Genomic DNA, 17,413 nt, shown 5'->3' on the forward strand with positions numbered 1-17,413 from the left:
GACGAAGTGATGCTCGACGTGTTCGAGCGCCTGGCGCTCGAAGCCGGACGCGAGGTGATGCGGGTCTTCAAGGCCGGCTGCGCGGTCGACAGCAAGTCGGACTCCTCGCCGGTCACGGAAGCCGACCGCGAGAGCGAGACGATCATCCTCGCCAGCCTGCGTGCGGCCTATCCCGATATTCCCTGCGTGGCCGAGGAAGAGGTCGCCGAAGGCATTGTGCCGCCCGATCTGGATGGCGCCTTCTTCCTGATCGATCCGCTCGATGGAACGAAGGAATTCGTCAACCGCCGGACCGATTTCACCGTCAACATCGCGCTTGTCCGGCACGGCGTGCCGGAGATCGGCGTCGTCTTCGCACCGTGCAGCGGGCGGTTCTTCTCTGGACGGCCGGGCTGGGCCGAAGCAATCGAGGTCGATGGCGACTTCCGTATCGTCGGCCGCCGGCGGATTTCGGTTAGGAGGGCGGTCACGCCGCTGGCGGTCGTTGCCAGCCGCTCGCACAACACCCCGGAGACCGAAGCCTTCATCAAGGATCTCGGCGCCGCCGAGATCGTCTCGGTCGGCTCATCGCTGAAATTCTGCCTGCTCGCCGCAGCCGAAGCCGACATCTATCCGCGCTTCGGCCGCACCATGGAATGGGACACGGCGGCCGGCGACGCCGTACTGCGCGCCGCCGGCGGCATGACGCGCACGCTGGACGGCGAGCCGCTCACCTATGGCAAGCGCAAACAGAGCGACGACGAGGATTTCGCCAACCCGCATTTTATTGCGAGCGGGAAGGCGGCGGACGCCGCGTAACTTACGCCGCCGCTACATGCGCCGAGTTCGAGCCAATGTAGTTGCGGATCGTCTCGATGATGCGGTCCTGGTCGGCTTCGCTGAGATAGGGATGCATCGGCAGGCACAGGATGCGCTTCGGCAGTTCCTCCGAAACCGCAAGCCCGGTCGGCGTGCGCGGATAGTCGCGATAGGCGACCTGCTCGTGCAGCGGCTTCACATAATAGATCACCGAAGGGATGCCCTTTTCGCCGAGATGCGCCCTCAACCCGTCGCGCTTCGGCGTCTCGATGGCGTATTGCGCCCAGGCCGAGCGGCCACCGCCCAGATTGCGTGACGCCTTGACGATGTCGCCGAGACCTTCGGCGTAGCGCTTGGCCACGACCTGGCGGGCGACCATCTCGTCTTCGAGGATGGCGAGTTTCTCGATCAGGATCGCCGCCTGGATGGTGTCGAGGCGTGAATTGATGCCGACGCGGACATTGTCATACTGCGTCCCGCCCTTACCGTGGAACGCAAACGAGCGCAGCTGGTCGGCCAGCGCGTCGTCATTGGTGAACATCGCGCCGCCATCGCCGTAGCAGCCCAGCGGCTTGGCCGGATAAAAGCTGGTCGAGCCGACATGGCCGAAGGCGCCGCACATTGTGCCGTCGGCCGAACCGCCGATCGACTGCGCCGCATCCTCGATCACCAGCAGCCCTTCGCGCCTGGCAATCGCCATGATCGCCTCGTAGTTGGCGGCAAGCCCAAACAAGTCGACGGGAATGATCGCCTTCGGCTTCAGCCGGCCTTCCTTCTTGATCATGGCGATCGCCGCCTCGAGGCTGGCGATGTCGATGTTGTAGGTCTCGGCCTCGACATCGACGAACACTGGTTCGGCCTTGGCAAGCGCCACCACTTCCGCCGTCGCGGCAAAGGTGAAGCTCGGCACGAACACCGCGTCGCCGGGGCCGATACCGGCGGCAAACAGCGGCAACAGCAGCGCGTCGGTGCCGTTGGCGCAGGCCACGACATGCTTGGTGCCGATATAGGCTGCGAGCTTGTTTTCGAATTCGGTGACTTGCGGTCCGAGGATATAGCGGCCTTCCTCGACGACATTGTCGATCGCGGCCTTCAGCCGGTCGCGGATACGTTCGCGCTGCGCGCCAAGATCGATGAACTGCATGTCGGCCTCAAAACGGTGTGGTGCGGGCTGCCCCGGGGACAATGACACGCACAGAAACAACAACTTAACCGGGCCGCTGGTACCAGAGTTGGGCCGGTCTAGAAAGCCGGACCGGCCGCGGGACGGGTTGTCTAGGTGTCGCAGCCTGTTACTTCAGGCTTTCCCTGCATTGCCGCAAGATGCCGGAAATCCGGGCTTCGCCGCCTATTAATCCGGCTGATCAGTCCGTCTTTCCGGCTCGCGGAAACATAAAGTGATCGGCTGCTTGCAGCGGCTGGCGGCGGACTAAGCGTGGATCAGGCGATTTCGTGCCGCCAGGGCGGGTTGGCGCCGGCCCGCGACACGGTCACCGCCGCCGCTTTGGCGCCGAGCGCCAGCGCCTGACGGATGGCGTCCTCCGAAAGGCCGCCGATCCCGGCCTTGGTGAGCAGGCCTTGCTCGTGCAGCGAGGCCAGAATGCCGGCATTGAAAGTGTCGCCGGCGCCGACCGTGTCGACCACCTCCACCTTATGCGGCATCACCGTGACCTTGTGTTCCCTGCTGTAGCCGACGGCACCTTCGCTGCCGTGGGTAACGACGATCAGCTTCGGGCCGCGATCCAGCCAGTTGCGGATGACGTCCTCATGCGAGCCGGCCTCGCCGAACCAGTGCAGATCCTCATCCGATAGCTTCACGATGTCGGCCATCGCCATCATCGAGCGGATGCGCCGGAGGTGCTTGGCTTTGTCGGGGATGAAGTTCGGCCGGATGTTGGGGTCGAGCATCATGACGCGGCGTTCGTGCTCGCGTTTCATGAATTCTTCGTAGGCAGCACCCGCCGGGTCCGAAATCAGGCTGATGGCGCCAAACAGCATGGCTTCGATCTCGGCGCCCAGTTTCGGCAGATCCTCTGTCGTCAGCATGCGCCCGGCGGTGTTTTCGTCGTAGAAAGTGTAGGTCGCCTGGCCGTTGGTGAGCCGCACGAAGGCGAGCGTGGTCGGGCGAGGGGAGGTGTGCGCATAGGTGGAGCTGACCTTGCTTGCGCCGAGCGCCTCGCGGAACTGGCCGCCGAACAGATCCGACGACAGGCCGGAAAAGAAGCCGGCGGGCGCGCCGAGGCGGCCAAGCGCGATCGCCGTGTTGAACACCGCGCCGCCGACATAGGGCGCAAAGGCCGGCTCGCCCTGTGTCGTGGTGCGCGGCAGCATGTCGATCAGGGCTTCGCCGCAGCAGAGGATCATGATTTCTTGTTCTCCGGCGGATAGATCACGCCCTTGCGGATGATGATGTTGGCGTAGAGCCGGGGTTCGCTGGTCCCGACGATCGCATATGCCGACCGGACGCGTGCATAGAAGTCGGCGCCCGCCAGCGCAACCACCTTGCGGCCCGGCGCGCGCCTGGTGCAGATCGTTTCGATTTCATGGTGGACCGGATCGGCGACCGAGGGATCGCCTTTTACCGAGGCACGAAACAGCGCTTCCGGCACGAAGTCGTCCACCGGCAGCACGCTCAAAATGGCGTCAAGCACCGGTATGAGGTGAAGACCGTCGGCGCGGATCAGCCGGTTTGCCTGTTCTTCCGCCGGATAGTTGCCGTCGACGAGCGCGATCTCGTCGCCATGGCCCATGGCGCGCAATGTCGCCAGAAGCTCCGGACCGAGCAGCGACGGAATACCGATCAGCATTCAGATGCTCCTGGAAATCGTGGTCGAACCGATGAGGAAGCGTTCGGACAGCGGCAGGCTGGCGCCGCCCAGCGCGCGGGCATGGATGCCGACGGTGCCTTCGCGCACCACCGGAAGCTTCAGCCCTTCGCCATCGATCGTACCGATCGCCTGCCTGATCGCATCGACGAGCCGGCGCCGGACAGCGAGCGGCATCCAGCCGTCGATCACCGCGGCCTCGAAATCGATCACCGAGGACGCCGATACGATGGCATAGGCCAGCGCCTGAGCGGCATTGGCGATCCAGTCGTCGAGCTCGTGACCGATCTCGCCCCAATCCTCAGGCGACGTCCACAGGTGCGAAGCCTCGACGCCGCGTGCGTTAAGCGCCTTTTCCAGCATGGCGATCGAGGCGACGTCGATGAGCTGCGTCGGCTTGCCGTCCGGCCCCGGCACCGGCATCGAACCCAGCGCCCCGGCATTTCCGGTTGGCCCGCCGAACAGCCGGCCGTTGAGCACGATGCCGCCGCCGGCAAAGGCGCCGATATAGAAATAGACGAAGTCGCGCGCCCCGCCGGTCTGGCCGAACACCAGTTCGGCGCCGCAGGCGGAGGTGGCGTCATTCTGCAGATAGACCGGGAATTCGCACTGCGCCTGGATGTCGGCACGGATGTCGCGATGGCGCCATTCGTCCATGATGTCGCGCGGCGCGCCGGCGGTGTCGGCCCAGTTCCACAGTTCGAACGGCATGGCGATGCCGAGCCCGGCAATGCGCTTGTCCTGCGCAGGTGTCAGTTCGGCGCGCATCGTCTTCATGCCTTCGGTGACGAACTCAACCGTCTCGCGCGGCGCCGGATAGCGGTAGGAGTGCTGCAGCATGGAACGCACAGTTCCGAGGAAATCGATCAGCACCAGTTCGGCGCTGCGGCGGCCGATCTTGAGGCCGATGAAGAAGGCGCCTTCGGGGTTCAGCGCCATCGGGATGGAGGGCTGGCCGATCTTGCCGCGCAACGGCGCCTGGCGCAGCAGCAGGCTGTCTTCCTCCAGTTCGCGCATGATGACCGAGACGGTCTGCGCTGAAAGCCCGGTCATGCGCGCAATGTCTGATTTGGCCAAGCTGCCGTGCTGGCGAACCAACGACAGCACCAGCCGCTCATTGTGGTCGCGCATGCCGCTCTGGTTGGTGCCACGGTGGAGACGGCTGGCGGCCGCCTCGGGCGAACCGTGCCTCGCAATGCCGGTCTCCACCCTTGTTCCTTCCCTTGGTTTATTCTTACTGCTTTTGCGGCAGAATGAGTGAACCGCGCAAAGCTGTCAATAATAAATAAGAGTGATTTAATTATTGACAGGCGGCTCCCGCTGGTGTCATTTGAGGGCGCGTCCACACTGGGAGAACTTCAGTGGATGCGCTCAAGATGCCGGTTGGCGGCATCCGCATGGTTCCATGGGAGGAAGATCGTGACCAAAGCTTTATTGAAGTCCACCGTGTTCGCCGCGGCGGGCCTCGGCCTGATGGCGTTTGCTTCGACAGCATCGGCCGCCGGCGTCGGCGCCTGCCTGATCACCAAGACCGACACCAACCCCTTCTTCGTCAAGATGAAGGAGGGCGCGACCGCCAAGGCCAAGGAACTTGGCGTCGACCTCAAGACCTATGCCGGCAAGATCGACGGCGACAGCGAGAGCCAGGTGGCGGCGATCGAAAGCTGCATCGCCGACGGCGCCAAGGGCATCCTGATCACCGCGTCCGACACCAAGGGCATCGTGCCGACGGTGAAGAAGGCGCGTGACGCCGGCCTGCTGGTGATCGCGCTCGATACCCCGCTGGACCCGATCGATGCCGCCGACGCGACCTTCGCGACGGACAATCTGGAAGCCGGCAAGCTGATCGGCGCCTGGGCAGCCGCGACCCTCGGCGACAAGGCCAAGGACGCCAAGATCGGTTTCCTCGACCTGACCCCCTCACAGCCGACCGTGGATGTGCTGCGCGACCAGGGCTTCATGATGGGCTTCGGCATCGACGTGAAGGATCCCAACAAGATCGGCGATGAGGACGATGCCCGCATCGTCGGCCACGACGTCACCAACGGCAATGAAGAAGGCGGCCGCAAGGCGATGGAAAACCTTCTGCAGAAGGACAACTCCATCACCGTCATCCACACCATCAACGAGCCCGCCGCTGTCGGCGCCTACCAGGCGCTCAAGGCGGTCGGTCTCGAAAGCCAGGTGCTGATCGTCTCGGTCGATGGCGGCTGCCCCGGCGTGAAGTCGGTGACCGAAGGCGTCATTGGCGCCACCTCGCAGCAATACCCGCTGCAGATGGCGGCACTCGGCATCGAGGCGATCGCCGCCTTCGCCAAGGACGGCGCCAAGCCGAAGCCGACCGAAGGCAAGAACTTCTTCGACACCGGCGTCAACCTCGTCACCGACAAGCCGGCCAATGGCGTGAAGTCGATCGACACCAAGGAAGGCCTCGCCAAGTGCTGGGGCTGATGGCTGCCTGACAGCCAGCGGCAAGCTGACGGCCGGGGGCTTGATCCCCGGCCGCTTCGGGTGGACGATGCGTCACGCGAATAATCCCGGCAGCAGACCGGACAGGCGCGAGCGGGTATCGGCATGGAGCTGAAGCCCAGGGGAGGAAACATGGCTCAAGCACAGGAATTCGAGAAGGTTCTCTCGAGCAGCGACACAAGCGTTGCCGCCTTTGACGAGCACAAATCGGCCGTCAAGCGGATCCAGCATTTCCTGCACTCCACGCCGGCGGCGGTGCCGCTGATTGTGCTGGTCTTGTCGATCGTCATTTTCGGCATCGCCATTGGCGGGCGTTTCTTCTCATCCTATACGCTGACGCTGATCCTGCAGCAGATCGCCATCGTCGGCATCCTCGGTGCCGCGCAGACACTGGTCATCCTGACCGCCGGCATCGACCTGTCGATCGGCGTGATCATGGTGATTTCGGCCGTGATCATGGGCAATTGCGCGGTCAGCTACGGCATGCCGGCCGTGCTCGCAGTGCCCATCGGGCTTGCCGCCGGCGCAGCCTGCGGCCTGCTCAACGGCTTGCTGGTCGCCTACATGAAGCTGCCGCCGTTCATCGTCACGCTCGGCACCTGGAACATTGTCATGGCGACGAACTTCATCTATTCGGCCAATGAGACGATCCGCGATACCGACGTCGACGCCCAGGCGCCGCTGCTGCATCTCTTTGCCCTGAGTTTCAAGATCGGCACGGCGGTGCTGACACTGGGCGTCATCGCCACGGTCGTGCTCGTTTTGATCCTCTGGTACGTGCTCAATCACACCGCCTGGGGCCGCCATGTCTACGCCGTTGGCGATGATCAGGAGGCGGCGAAGCTGTCTGGCATCCAGACCAAGAAGGTGTTGATGACGGTCTACACCCTTGCCGGGTTGATCGCCGCTTTCGCTGCCTGGGTGTCCATCGGCCGCAACGGCTCGATCTCGCCGTCAGCCGCCGTCACCGACTACAACCTGCAGGCGATAACCGCGACGGTGATCGGCGGCATTTCACTGTTCGGCGGGCGCGGCTCAATTCTGGGCACGCTTTTCGGCGCGATGATCGTCGGCGTCGTCTCGATGGGCCTCAACATGCTGGGCGCCGATCCGCAATGGAAGGTGCTGCTCACCGGTGTGCTGATCATCGGCGCCGTGGCGATCGACCAATGGATCAGAAAGGTTTCGGCATGACCGTGGAACCCATCCTCACCGCGCGCGGCCTGATCAAGCGCTATGGCCGTGTCACCGCCCTCGACAATGCCGACTTCGACCTCTACCCCGGCGAAATCCTGGCCGTCATCGGAGACAATGGCGCCGGCAAATCATCGCTGATCAAGGCGATTTCCGGCGCCGCCGTGCCCGACGAAGGCGAGATCCGTCTTGAAGGCAAGGCTGTCGCTTTCAAATCGCCCATGGAGGCGCGCGAGGCGGGCATCGAGACGGTCTACCAAAACCTGGCTTTGTCGCCGGCCCTGTCGATCGCCGACAACATGTTCCTGGGCCGCGAGATCCGCAAACCCGGCTTCCTCGGCGACTGGCTTCGTATGCTCGACCGGCCCGCAATGGAAAAGCGCGCCCGCGACAAGCTCACCGAGCTTGGGCTGATGACCATCCAGAACATCAGCCAGGCGGTGGAAACGCTGTCGGGCGGCCAGCGCCAGGGCGTGGCGGTGGCGCGCGCCGCTGCTTTCGGCAGCCGCGTGGTGATCATGGACGAGCCGACCGCCGCACTCGGCGTCAAGGAGAGCCGCCGCGTGCTGGAACTGATCCTCGACGTCAAGAAACGAGGCCTGCCGATCGTGCTGATCTCGCACAATATGCCGCATGTCTTCGAGGTTGCCGACCGCATCCATATCCATCGGCTGGGTCGCCGCCTCTGCGTCATCGATCCCAAGCAATATACCATGTCCGACGCCGTCGCCTTCATGACGGGAGCGAAGGTTCCGCCGGAGGCTGCACTCGCTGCCTGATCCGCTCGACGGATAAATTGCCGCAGGGGAACTGGCGGCATGCTGGTCTAAATCGATTGAACGTATGTTGCGATGCACTAGGATAGGCTGGGACTGAGAGCGAAAGCCGGTATGATCGCAGCACGATCACGAGAGGCAGTATGACGCAAACAATGACAGCCAAAGCCCCCGATCTCGAAATACCCGATCCCAAGACGCTGGCCGACGAAGTCTTGCTGGCTCTCAAATACCGGGTCGGCAAAGGCACCTCCGTTGCCACGCAATATGATTGGCTGACAGCCTCGATCAAGGTCGTGCGCGACCGCATCGTCGATCACTGGATGCAGGCGACGCAGGAGGCCTACGCCCAGCAGGAAAAGCGCGTCTATTACCTGTCGCTCGAATTCCTCATCGGCCGGCTGATGCGCGATGCCTTCTCCAATCTCGGCCTGATGGACAATATGCGAGAAGCGCTCAAGTCGCTGGGCGTCGACCTCGACCTCATCGCCGGGCTCGAACCGGATGCAGCGCTCGGCAATGGCGGTCTCGGCCGGCTCGCCGCCTGCTTCATGGAAAGCATGGCGACCGTCGACATTCCCGCGCATGGCTACGGCATTCGCTACGCCAACGGCATGTTCCGCCAGGAGATCCATGACGGCTGGCAGGTCGAACTGCCCGAAACCTGGCTCGACCACGGCAACCCCTGGGAGTTCGAGCGCCGCGAACGCGCCTTCGAAGTCGGCTTCGGCGGCTCGGTGGAATCGATCACCTCCAAGGATTGCCGGCTCGAACGTCACGTCTGGAAGCCGACCGAGCATGTCCAGGCCGTCGCCTACGACACCCCGGTGGTTGGCTGGCGGGCCAACCGCGTCAACACGCTGCGGCTTTGGTCCGGCATGCCGGTCGATCCGATCCTGCTCGACAAGTTCAACGCCGGCGACCACATCGGCGCGCTGGCCGAAAGCAACAAGGCCGATGCCTTGTCGCGCGTGCTTTACCCCGCCGATTCCCACAAGGCCGGCCAGGAACTGCGGCTGCGGCAGGAATATTTCTTCTCCACCGCATCGCTGCAGGACATCGTCCAGCGCCATCTCAGCCAGTATGGCGATCTCGCCTCGCTGCCCGACAAGGCGGCGATCCATCTCAATGACACCCATCCGGCGATCGCCGTGCCAGAGCTGATGCGCCTGCTGATGGACGTCCATGGCATGGATTTCGACCAGGCCTGGGACATCACCAAGCGCACCTTCGGCTACACCAACCACACGCTGCTGCCAGAAGCGCTGGAAAGCTGGCCGGTGCCGCTGTTCGAACGGCTTTTGCCGCGCCACATGCAGATCGTCTACGCCATCAATGCGCAGGTTTTGCTTGAGGCCCGCGCCACCAACCAGTTTTCCAATGAGCAGATCAGCCGCATCTCGCTGATCCAGGAAAATGGCGACCGCCGCGTGCGCATGGGTAACCTGGCCTTTGTCGGCTCGCACTCGATCAATGGCGTGTCGGCGTTGCACACCGAACTGATGAAGGAGACGGTGTTTGCCGATCTCCACAAGCTCTATCCCGATCGCATCAACAACAAGACCAACGGCATCACGCCACGGCGCTGGCTGATCCAGTGCAATCCAGGCCTCACCGCGCTCGCCCGCGCGGCGATCGGGGACCGTTTCCTCGACGACATCGACGCCATCAAGGGGCTCGAAGCCTTTGCCGGCGACGCCGCCTTCCGCGACAAGTTCGCCGCCGTCAAGCGCTCCAACAAGGTCAAGCTCGCCAATCTGGTCGCCGACCGGCTCGGCATCAAGCTCGACCCGTCGGCGCTGTTCGACATCCAGGTCAAGCGCATCCACGAATACAAGCGCCAACTGCTCAACATCCTGGAAGCGATCGCGCTCTACGACCAGATCCGCTCGCATCCCGAGCAGGACTGGATGCCGCGCGTCAAATTCTTCGGCGGCAAGGCGGCGCCCAGCTACCACAATGCCAAGCTGATCATCAAACTGGCCAACGACGTCGCCAAGGTCATCAACAGCGACCCGTCGGTGCGCGGTCTGCTGAAAGTGGTGTTCGTGCCGAACTACAATGTCAGCCTGGCCGAGGTGATGATGCCGGCCGCCGACCTGTCCGAGCAGATTTCGACTGCCGGCATGGAGGCGTCGGGCACCGGCAACATGAAGTTCGCGCTGAACGGCGCCTTGACCATAGGCACGCTCGACGGCGCCAATGTCGAGATCAAGGAATGCGTCGGCGACGACAACATCTTCATCTTCGGCCTGAGCACGGCGGAAGTCGCCGAGCGGCGCAGCAATGGCTACAACCCGCGCGCCGTGATCGAGGGCTCCCCTGAATTGGCGCAGGCTGTTGCCGCAGTATCGTCGGGCGTGTTCTCGCCCGACCAGCCGGATCGCTACCGCGAGCTGGTCGACGGTCTCTACAACAGCGACTGGTTCATGGTGGCGGCGGATTTCGACGCCTATGCCGCCGCCCAGCGCGATGTCGACGCCGTCTGGCGCAACAGCCCCGATTGGTACGCGCGCGCTATCCGCAACGTTGCCCGCGTCGGCTGGTTCTCTTCCGATCGCACGATCCGCCAATATGCGAAAGAAATCTGGAACGTGCCCGCCTGATATGATTGCATGAGGCCACGACAATGGGTCTTGTGCACAAGAACTGGTTCCCAGGGAGGGACACCGCCTGATGAAGAAACCGCGCGCGACCGCGACGACGAGCGGGTCGGACGGGCTGGCGTCAGCCGGCGATGTCGCCGCAATTGTTGCAGGCACGCATGGCGATCCTTTTGCAATCCTGGGCGTGCATGATGCCGGCAAGAGCCTGGTTGCCCGCTGCTTCGTCCCCAATGCCGAGTTCGTCACCGCATACACGCTGGCCGGCAAGAACGCCGGCGAACTCACGCGGCGCGACGACGCCGGTTTCTTCGAAGGCAGACTGTCGATCAAGAAGCGTCAGCCGCTGCGCTATCACGCCAAAAATGCCGGCGGCGACTGGTGGCTGACCGATCCCTATTCCTTCGGCCCGGTGCTCGGCCCGATGGACGACTACTATATCGCGCAAGGGTCGCACCTCAGGCTGTTCGACAAGCTCGGCGCCCATCTCCTCGACCATGAAGGCGCGTCGGGCGTCCATTTCGCCGTCTGGGCGCCCAATGCAAGGCGCGTCTCCGTGGTCGGCGACTTCAACGAATGGGACGGCCGCCGCCATACGATGCGCGACCGCCGCGACACCGGCATCTGGGAGCTGTTCATTCCCGATATCGGCGCCGGCCACCCCTATAAATACGAGATCATTGCCCCGGACGGCGTGCGCCTGCCGCTCAAGGCCGATCCGTTCGCCTTCAAGTCGGAATTGCGCCCGGCCACAGCCTCAGTGACGGCGGTGCCGCCGGCGCATGAATGGGGCGACGAGGCGCATCGCAATTACTGGCGAAAGGCCGATCCCCGGCGCGAAGCCATATCGATCTACGAGGTCCATGCCGGTTCGTGGCAGCAGCACGATGATGGCAGCTTCCTGTCATGGGACGAACTCGCCAACCAGCTTATCCCCTATGCTGTCGAGACCGGCTTCACCCACATCGAGTTCCTGCCGATCTCCGAACATCCCTATGACCCGTCATGGGGTTATCAGACAACCGGACTTTATGCCCCCTCGGCGCGCTTCGGCGACCCCGACGGCTTCGCCCGTTTCGTCGACGGTGCGCACCGCGCCGGCGTCGGCGTCATCCTCGACTGGGTGCCGGCGCATTTCCCGGTCGACGCGCATGGCCTGGCCAATTTCGACGGCACAGCACTTTATGAGCATGCCGACCCGCGCAAGGGTTTTCATCCCGACTGGAACACCGCGATCTACAATTTCGGCCGCCGCGAGGTGGTGTCGTTCCTGGTCAATAATGCGCTGTTCTGGGCCGAGAAATACCATGTCGACGGTTTGCGCGTGGATGCAGTGGCCTCGATGCTCTACCTCGACTATTCGCGCAAGGCCGGCGAGTGGATCCCCAACGAGAAGGGCGGCCGCGAAAACCTCGAAGCGGTGTCCTTCCTGCAGAAGATGAACAAGGAGGTCTACGGCCACCATCCCGGCGTGATGACCATCGCCGAGGAATCGACCTCATGGCCGAAGGTCTCGGCGCCGGTGCATGAAGGCGGGCTGGGCTTCGGCTTCAAATGGAACATGGGCTTCATGCACGACACGCTGGAGTATTTCGCCAGGGAGCCGATCTTCCGCAAGCACCACCACAACGACCTGACGTTCGGCCTGACCTACGCCTTTTCCGAGAATTTCGTGCTGCCGCTGTCCCATGACGAGGTCGTGCACGGCAAGGGCACGCTGCTCGGCAAGATGGCCGGCGACGACTGGCAGAAGTTCGCGACATTGCGCGCCTTTTACGCCTTCATGTGGGGGTATCCCGGCAAGAAACTGTTGTTCATGGGCCAGGAATTCGCCCAGCGCCGCGAGTGGAGCGAGGCGCGCGCGCTCGACTGGAACCTGCTCGACTTCCACCCGCATCGCGGCGTCTGGCAGACGGTGCGCGACCTCAACTATCTCTATCGCTCGCGCCCGGCGCTGCATGCACGCGACTGCGAGCCGGACGGCTTCTCCTGGCTGATCGTCGACGACAAGGAAAACTCGGTCTTCGCCTGGCTGCGCAGCGCGCCCGGCGGCAACCCGATCGCCGTCATTTCCAACTTCACGCCAGTGCCGCGCGACAATTATCGCGTGCCATTGCCCAAGGTCGGCAAATGGCGCGAAATCATCAACACCGACGCTTCGGACTACGGTGGTTCGGGCAAGGGCAATGGCGGTGTGGTCGAAGCCAGGGCGGAAGGAGGAGGCATTTCGGCAACGATGCTTTTGCCGCCGCTGTCGACGATCATGCTTGAACTCGTTGCGGACTAGGTCCGTCGACTCGTTGCGGACCGGGCGATGCTCCAGACTGGTAATTTGGGAGGGTAAAGATGGCAGACTTGAAGAGAACCCAGCCGCTGGCGCGCGATGCCATGGCCTATGTGCTGGCCGGCGGCCGCGGCAGCCGGCTCAAGGAATTGACCGACCGCAGGGCCAAGCCGGCTGTCTATTTCGGCGGCAAGACGCGCATCATCGATTTCGCGCTGTCCAATGCGCTGAATTCCGGCATCCGCCGCCTCGGTGTCGCCACCCAGTACAAGGCGCATTCGCTGATCCGCCACCTGCAGCGCGGCTGGAACTTCCTGCGGCCGGAGCGAAACGAAAGCTTCGACATCCTGCCGGCCAGCCAGCGTGTCTCGGAAACGCAGTGGTATGAAGGCACCGCCGACGCCGTCTACCAGAACATCGACATCATCGAGGCCTATGGCCCCGAATACATGGTGATCCTGGCCGGCGACCATATCTACAAGATGGACTACGAGCTGATGCTGCGCCAGCACGTCGATGCCAATGCCGACGTCACTGTCGGTTGCCTGGAAGTGCCGCGCTTGGAAGCGACCGGCTTCGGTGTCATGCATGTCGACGGCAAGGACAACATCATCGCGTTCGTCGAAAAGCCCGCCGACCCGCCCGGCATTCCCGACAAGCCGGAATTCGCGCTGGCCTCCATGGGCATTTATGTCTTCAAGACCAAGTTCCTGATGGAACAACTGCGCCGCGATGCGGCCGAGCCGGGTTCGAGCCGCGACTTCGGCAAGGACATCATCCCCTACATCGTCCAGCACGGTAAGGCGATCGCGCACCGTTTCGCCAAGTCCTGCGTGCGCTCGACGGCCGAGAACGAAGCCTATTGGCGCGATGTCGGCACGGTCGACGCCTACTGGGAAGCCAATATCGACCTGACCGACATCACTCCCGAACTCGACCTCTACGACCGCGACTGGCCGATCTGGACCTATGCCGAATTGAAGCCGCCGGCAAAGTTCGTGCATGACGAGGATGGCCGGCGCGGTTCGGCCGTCTCCTCGCTGGTCTCAGGCGACTGCATCGTCTCGGGTGCTTCGCTGAAGCGCAGCCTGATCTTCACCGGCGCGCGCATCAACTCCTATTCGACGCTGGAAGAGGTCGTCATGCTGCCCGACGTTCATGTCGGCCGGAACGCAAAGTTGAAGCGCGTCGTCATCGACCACGGTGTAAGGATACCGGAAGGGCTGGTGGTTGGCGAAGACCCTGTTCTCGACGCCAAGCGTTTCCGGGTTTCGGAAAAGGGCATCTGCCTGGTCACGCAGGACATGATCGACAAGCTGAAGCTGTAAGACGGGGTACCATAAACGCATGCAGGTTCTGTCGGTCACGCCCGAGATATTCCCGCTGATCAAGACCGGCGGACTTGCCGACGTGACCGGCGCATTGCCGATCGCGCTGGCCGCCAAGGGCGTGACCATGCGCACGCTCATCCCCGGCTTTCCCCAGGTGATGGACGCCTTCAAGAAAAAGAAGGCTGTCTACCAATACCCGCTGCTGCAGGGCGGCAAGGCTTCGGTCCATGCCGTCAAGATCGCCGGGCTTGACCTGTTCGTGCTCGACGCGCCGCATCTCTACGACCGTCCCGGCGGCCCTTACGGCAATGCGGCCGGCGCCGATTGGCCCGACAATTGGCGGCGTTTTGCCGCGCTGAGCCAGGTCGGTGGCGATATCGCCGGCGGCGCCATTTCCGGCTACCAGCCGGATCTCGTCCACGCCCATGACTGGCAGTCGGCGATGACGCTGGCCTATATGCGCTACGGCAAGGCGGTCGGCGTGCCGTCGCTGATCACGGTTCACAACCTTGCCTTCCAGGGTCAGTTCGGCGCCGGCATTTTTGGCGAGCTCGGCTTGCCGGCCGCGGCGATGGCGCTCGACGGCGTCGAATACTATGGCGGCGTCGGCTTCCTCAAGGCCGGCCTGCAGGCGGCCTGGGCGATCACCACGGTGAGCCCCACCTATGCCCAGGAAATCCGCTCGCCGGAATTCGGCATGGGCCTCGACGGCCTGATCAACATGCGCTCTTCCGACCTCTACGGCATCGTCAACGGCATCGACACCGACATCTGGAACCCGGAGACCGACAAGCATCTGGTGTCGGCCTACTCCGCCGCGACGCTTAAGGCTCGGCTTCCCAACCGGGCGGTTGTCGAGGACCGCTTCAGCCTCGAGCGCGACGACAGTCCGATCGTCTGCGTCGTCAGCCGGCTGACCTGGCAGAAGGGCATGGACATACTGGCGGCTGTGGTCGACGGCGTCGTCGCCACCGGCGCGCGGCTGGCGATCCTCGGCTCAGGCGACGCCGGCCTGGAAGGCGCGCTGCTGGCTGCCACCGCCCGCCATCGCGGCCGTGTCGGCGTCGTCGTCGGCTATGACGAGGGGCTTTCCCACACCATGCAGGGCGGCTGCGACGCCATCGTCATCCCGTCGCGCTTCGAGCCTTGCGGGCTGACCCAGCTTTACGGCCTGCGCTATGGCTGCGTGCCGGTCGTCGCCCGCACCGGCGGCCTTGCCGACACCATCATCGACGCCAATGAAGCAGCGATCTCGGCCGGTGTCGCCACCGGCTTCCAGTTCGCGCCCAATAGTGGCGGCGCCATGCTGCACGCCATCCGCCGGCTGGTCGATGCGCATTCGAGCCCGGCCGTCTGGGAACAGATCCAGCGCCAGGGCATGAAGGCCGATGTCTCCTGGGACAAGAGCGCCGACAAATACGTTGAACTCTACCGCCTGCTGCTTTCGAAAAGGGTTGCCTGAAGCATGATCCGGACCGTCGCCACCAAACCCTATCTCGACCAGAAACCCGGCACGTCCGGCCTGCGCAAGAAGGTGCCTGTCTTTCAGCAGGAGCACTATGCCGAGAACTTCATCCAGTCGATCTTCGACGCGCTGGAGGGCTTTGAGGGCAAGACGCTGGTGATCGGCGGCGACGGCCGCTTCTACAACCGCGAGGTCATCCAGAAGGCCATCGCCATGGCGGCGGCCAACGGCTTCGGCAAGGTGATGGTCGGGCAGGGCGGCATATTGTCGACGCCGGCGGCGTCGCATGTCATCCGCAAATACAAGACCTTCGGCGGCATCATCCTGTCGGCCAGTCACAATCCGGGCGGCCCGCACGAGGATTTCGGCATCAAGTACAATGCCGGCAATGGCGGCCCGGCGCCGGAAAAGCTGACCGACGCGATCTTCGAAAAGACCAAGACGATTTCGAGCTTCAAGACCGCCGACATCGACCAGATCGACATCGACAAGATCGGCACGGTGACCGCCGGCGGCATGGCGGTCGAGATTATCGACCCGGTCACCGACTATGCCGAATTGATGGAGAGCCTGTTCGACTTCGACGCCATCCGCGCCAATTTCAAATACGGCTTCCGCATGCGCTTCGACGCCATGCATGCGGTCACCGGCCCGTATGCCAAGGAAATTCTCGAGCGCCGGCTCGGCGCGGAGAATGGCACCTGCCGCAACTACAAGCCGCTGCCGGATTTTGGCGGCCATCACCCGGATCCGAACCTGGTCCACGCCAAGCATCTCTACGACGAGATGATGGGACCGGATGCGCCCGATTTCGGCGCCGCTTCCGACGGCGACGGTGACCGCAATCTCATCATCGGCAAGGGCATTTTCGTCACCCCGTCGGATTCGGTGGCCATGCTTGCCGCCAATGCGCAATTGGCGCCGGGCTACAAGGACGGCCTCAAAGGCATCGCCCGCTCGATGCCGACCAGCGGCGCTGCCGACCGCGTCGCCGAACAGCTCGGCATCGGCATCTACGAAACGCCGACCGGTTGGAAGTTCTTCGGCAATCTGCTCGATGCCGGCATGGCAACGATCTGCGGCGAGGAAAGCGCCGGCACCGGCTCGAACCATGTCCGTGAAAAGGACGGGCTGTGGGCGGTGCTGTTGTGGCTGAACATCCTGGCCGTGCGCGGCGAAAGCTGCAAGGACGTCGTCACCGAACATTGGGCGACCTACGGCCGCAATTACTATTCACGTCATGACTATGAGGAGGTCGAAACCGAGCGCGCCAACGCCCTGGTCGACGAGTTGCGCGCCAAGCTCGCTTCGCTGCCCGGCACCAGCGTGCGCGGCCTGAAGATCGCCAATGCTGACGACTTCGCCTATCACGATCCCGTCGACGGTTCGGTGAGCAAGAACCAGGGCATCCGCATCCTGTTCGAAGGCGGCTCGCGTGTCGTGTTTCGTTTGTCCGGCACCGGCACGTCGGGTGCTACGCTGCGCGTCTACATCGAGCGCTACGAGCCGGACAGAGCGCGGCATGATCTCGACACGCAAGAGGCGCTCGCTGACCTGATCGCGGCTGCCGATGATATCGCCGGGATCAAGAGCCACACCGGGCGCAACAAGCCGAGCGTGATTACTTGAGGGTGGTGAGGTCTTTACCCTCCCCCTTGTGGGGAGGGT

The 17,413-nt window shown here is 63.6% G+C and carries 13 protein-coding genes; 9 read left to right on the plus strand and 4 right to left on the minus strand.

From position 1 onward, the window contains the following. Nucleotides 1–9 precede the first annotated feature (9 nt). Nucleotides 10–798 carry a 3'(2'),5'-bisphosphate nucleotidase CysQ gene (cysQ, locus tag ACYG9V_RS11900; protein WP_352763089.1) on the plus strand — a complete coding sequence of 263 codons (789 nt, stop codon included), beginning with the start codon at nucleotides 10–12 and terminating at the stop codon, nucleotides 796–798. A 1-nt stretch (nucleotide 799) separates the two neighbouring features. Here the strand turns inward: cysQ and ACYG9V_RS11905 are convergent, their stop codons facing one another. The 4 genes from ACYG9V_RS11905 to ACYG9V_RS11920 form a co-directional block, all read right to left on the minus strand. Then, a complete protein-coding gene (locus ACYG9V_RS11905) occupies nucleotides 800–1,942 on the minus strand; it encodes a DegT/DnrJ/EryC1/StrS family aminotransferase (protein ID WP_023684583.1) in 1,143 nt (380 codons plus the stop codon). A 296-nt stretch (nucleotides 1,943–2,238) separates the two neighbouring features. Then, the gene (locus tag ACYG9V_RS11910) at nucleotides 2,239–3,162 is read right to left on the minus strand and encodes a carbohydrate kinase family protein (RefSeq protein ID WP_023684582.1); all 924 of its coding nucleotides are present in this window, start codon (nucleotides 3,160–3,162) and stop codon (nucleotides 2,239–2,241) included. Then, entirely contained in the window at nucleotides 3,159–3,605 is a 447-nt protein-coding gene (locus tag ACYG9V_RS11915) for an RbsD/FucU family protein (RefSeq protein ID WP_023684581.1), read from the minus strand. The genes ACYG9V_RS11910 and ACYG9V_RS11915 overlap by 4 nt, the downstream gene beginning before the upstream one ends. After that, nucleotides 3,606–4,832, minus strand: a complete 1,227-nt coding sequence (locus tag ACYG9V_RS11920; protein ID WP_023702241.1) for an ROK family transcriptional regulator — start codon at nucleotides 4,830–4,832, stop codon at nucleotides 3,606–3,608. 264 nt (nucleotides 4,833–5,096) lie between these two features. Here ACYG9V_RS11920 and ACYG9V_RS11925 point away from each other — a divergent pair, with 264 nt between their 5' ends. From ACYG9V_RS11925 to ACYG9V_RS11960, 8 genes are all read left to right on the plus strand, one after another. Continuing rightward, nucleotides 5,097–6,074, plus strand: a complete 978-nt coding sequence (locus ACYG9V_RS11925) for a sugar ABC transporter substrate-binding protein (RefSeq protein ID WP_081725578.1) — start codon at nucleotides 5,097–5,099, stop codon at nucleotides 6,072–6,074. A 150-nt stretch (nucleotides 6,075–6,224) separates the two neighbouring features. After that, nucleotides 6,225–7,286, plus strand: a complete 1,062-nt coding sequence (locus ACYG9V_RS11930) for an ABC transporter permease (protein ID WP_023670725.1) — start codon at nucleotides 6,225–6,227, stop codon at nucleotides 7,284–7,286. Beyond that, nucleotides 7,283–8,065, plus strand: coding sequence for an ATP-binding cassette domain-containing protein (locus ACYG9V_RS11935; protein ID WP_023670726.1), 783 nt, complete (start codon nucleotides 7,283–7,285; stop codon nucleotides 8,063–8,065). Before ACYG9V_RS11930 ends, ACYG9V_RS11935 begins: the two co-directional genes overlap by 4 nt. A gap of 140 nt (nucleotides 8,066–8,205) precedes the next feature. Beyond that, complete coding sequence (locus ACYG9V_RS11940) at nucleotides 8,206–10,668, plus strand: glycogen/starch/alpha-glucan phosphorylase (RefSeq protein ID WP_352763037.1); 2,463 nt, start codon at nucleotides 8,206–8,208, stop codon at nucleotides 10,666–10,668. Between the two features lie 70 nt (nucleotides 10,669–10,738). Then, a complete protein-coding gene (gene glgB / locus ACYG9V_RS11945; RefSeq protein WP_023715697.1) occupies nucleotides 10,739–12,952 on the plus strand; it encodes a 1,4-alpha-glucan branching protein GlgB in 2,214 nt (737 codons plus the stop codon). A 59-nt stretch (nucleotides 12,953–13,011) separates the two neighbouring features. Then, on the plus strand, nucleotides 13,012–14,277 hold the full coding sequence (gene glgC, locus ACYG9V_RS11950; protein WP_023715696.1) for a glucose-1-phosphate adenylyltransferase: 1,266 nt from the start codon (nucleotides 13,012–13,014) through the stop codon (nucleotides 14,275–14,277). Between the two features lie 19 nt (nucleotides 14,278–14,296). Then, nucleotides 14,297–15,742 (plus strand): glycogen synthase GlgA, encoded by a 1,446-nt coding sequence (glgA, locus tag ACYG9V_RS11955; protein ID WP_023692759.1) that lies wholly within the window; start codon nucleotides 14,297–14,299, stop codon nucleotides 15,740–15,742. Nucleotides 15,743–15,745: 3 nt separating this feature from the next. Beyond that, nucleotides 15,746–17,374 carry an alpha-D-glucose phosphate-specific phosphoglucomutase gene (locus ACYG9V_RS11960; RefSeq protein ID WP_023684576.1) on the plus strand — a complete coding sequence of 543 codons (1,629 nt, stop codon included), beginning with the start codon at nucleotides 15,746–15,748 and terminating at the stop codon, nucleotides 17,372–17,374. The last annotated feature ends 39 nt before the right edge of the window (nucleotides 17,375–17,413 follow it).

Source organism: Mesorhizobium sp. W016 (assembly GCF_054719485.1).

Coding starts and splice junctions, on each gene's coding strand:
- cysQ (WP_352763089.1), top strand. CDS start 10: ATGCTCGACGTGTTCGAGCGCCTGGCGCTCGAAGCCGGACGCGAGGTG.
- ACYG9V_RS11905 (WP_023684583.1), bottom strand. CDS start 1,942: ATGCAGTTCATCGATCTTGGCGCGCAGCGCGAACGTATCCGCGACCGG.
- ACYG9V_RS11910 (WP_023684582.1), bottom strand. CDS start 3,162: ATGATCCTCTGCTGCGGCGAAGCCCTGATCGACATGCTGCCGCGCACC.
- ACYG9V_RS11915 (WP_023684581.1), bottom strand. CDS start 3,605: ATGCTGATCGGTATTCCGTCGCTGCTCGGTCCGGAGCTTCTGGCGACA.
- ACYG9V_RS11925 (WP_081725578.1), top strand. CDS start 5,097: ATGGCGTTTGCTTCGACAGCATCGGCCGCCGGCGTCGGCGCCTGCCTG.
- ACYG9V_RS11930 (WP_023670725.1), top strand. CDS start 6,225: ATGGCTCAAGCACAGGAATTCGAGAAGGTTCTCTCGAGCAGCGACACA.
- ACYG9V_RS11935 (WP_023670726.1), top strand. CDS start 7,283: ATGACCGTGGAACCCATCCTCACCGCGCGCGGCCTGATCAAGCGCTAT.
- ACYG9V_RS11940 (WP_352763037.1), top strand. CDS start 8,206: ATGACGCAAACAATGACAGCCAAAGCCCCCGATCTCGAAATACCCGAT.
- glgB (WP_023715697.1), top strand. CDS start 10,739: ATGAAGAAACCGCGCGCGACCGCGACGACGAGCGGGTCGGACGGGCTG.
- glgC (WP_023715696.1), top strand. CDS start 13,012: ATGGCAGACTTGAAGAGAACCCAGCCGCTGGCGCGCGATGCCATGGCC.
- glgA (WP_023692759.1), top strand. CDS start 14,297: ATGCAGGTTCTGTCGGTCACGCCCGAGATATTCCCGCTGATCAAGACC.
- ACYG9V_RS11960 (WP_023684576.1), top strand. CDS start 15,746: ATGATCCGGACCGTCGCCACCAAACCCTATCTCGACCAGAAACCCGGC.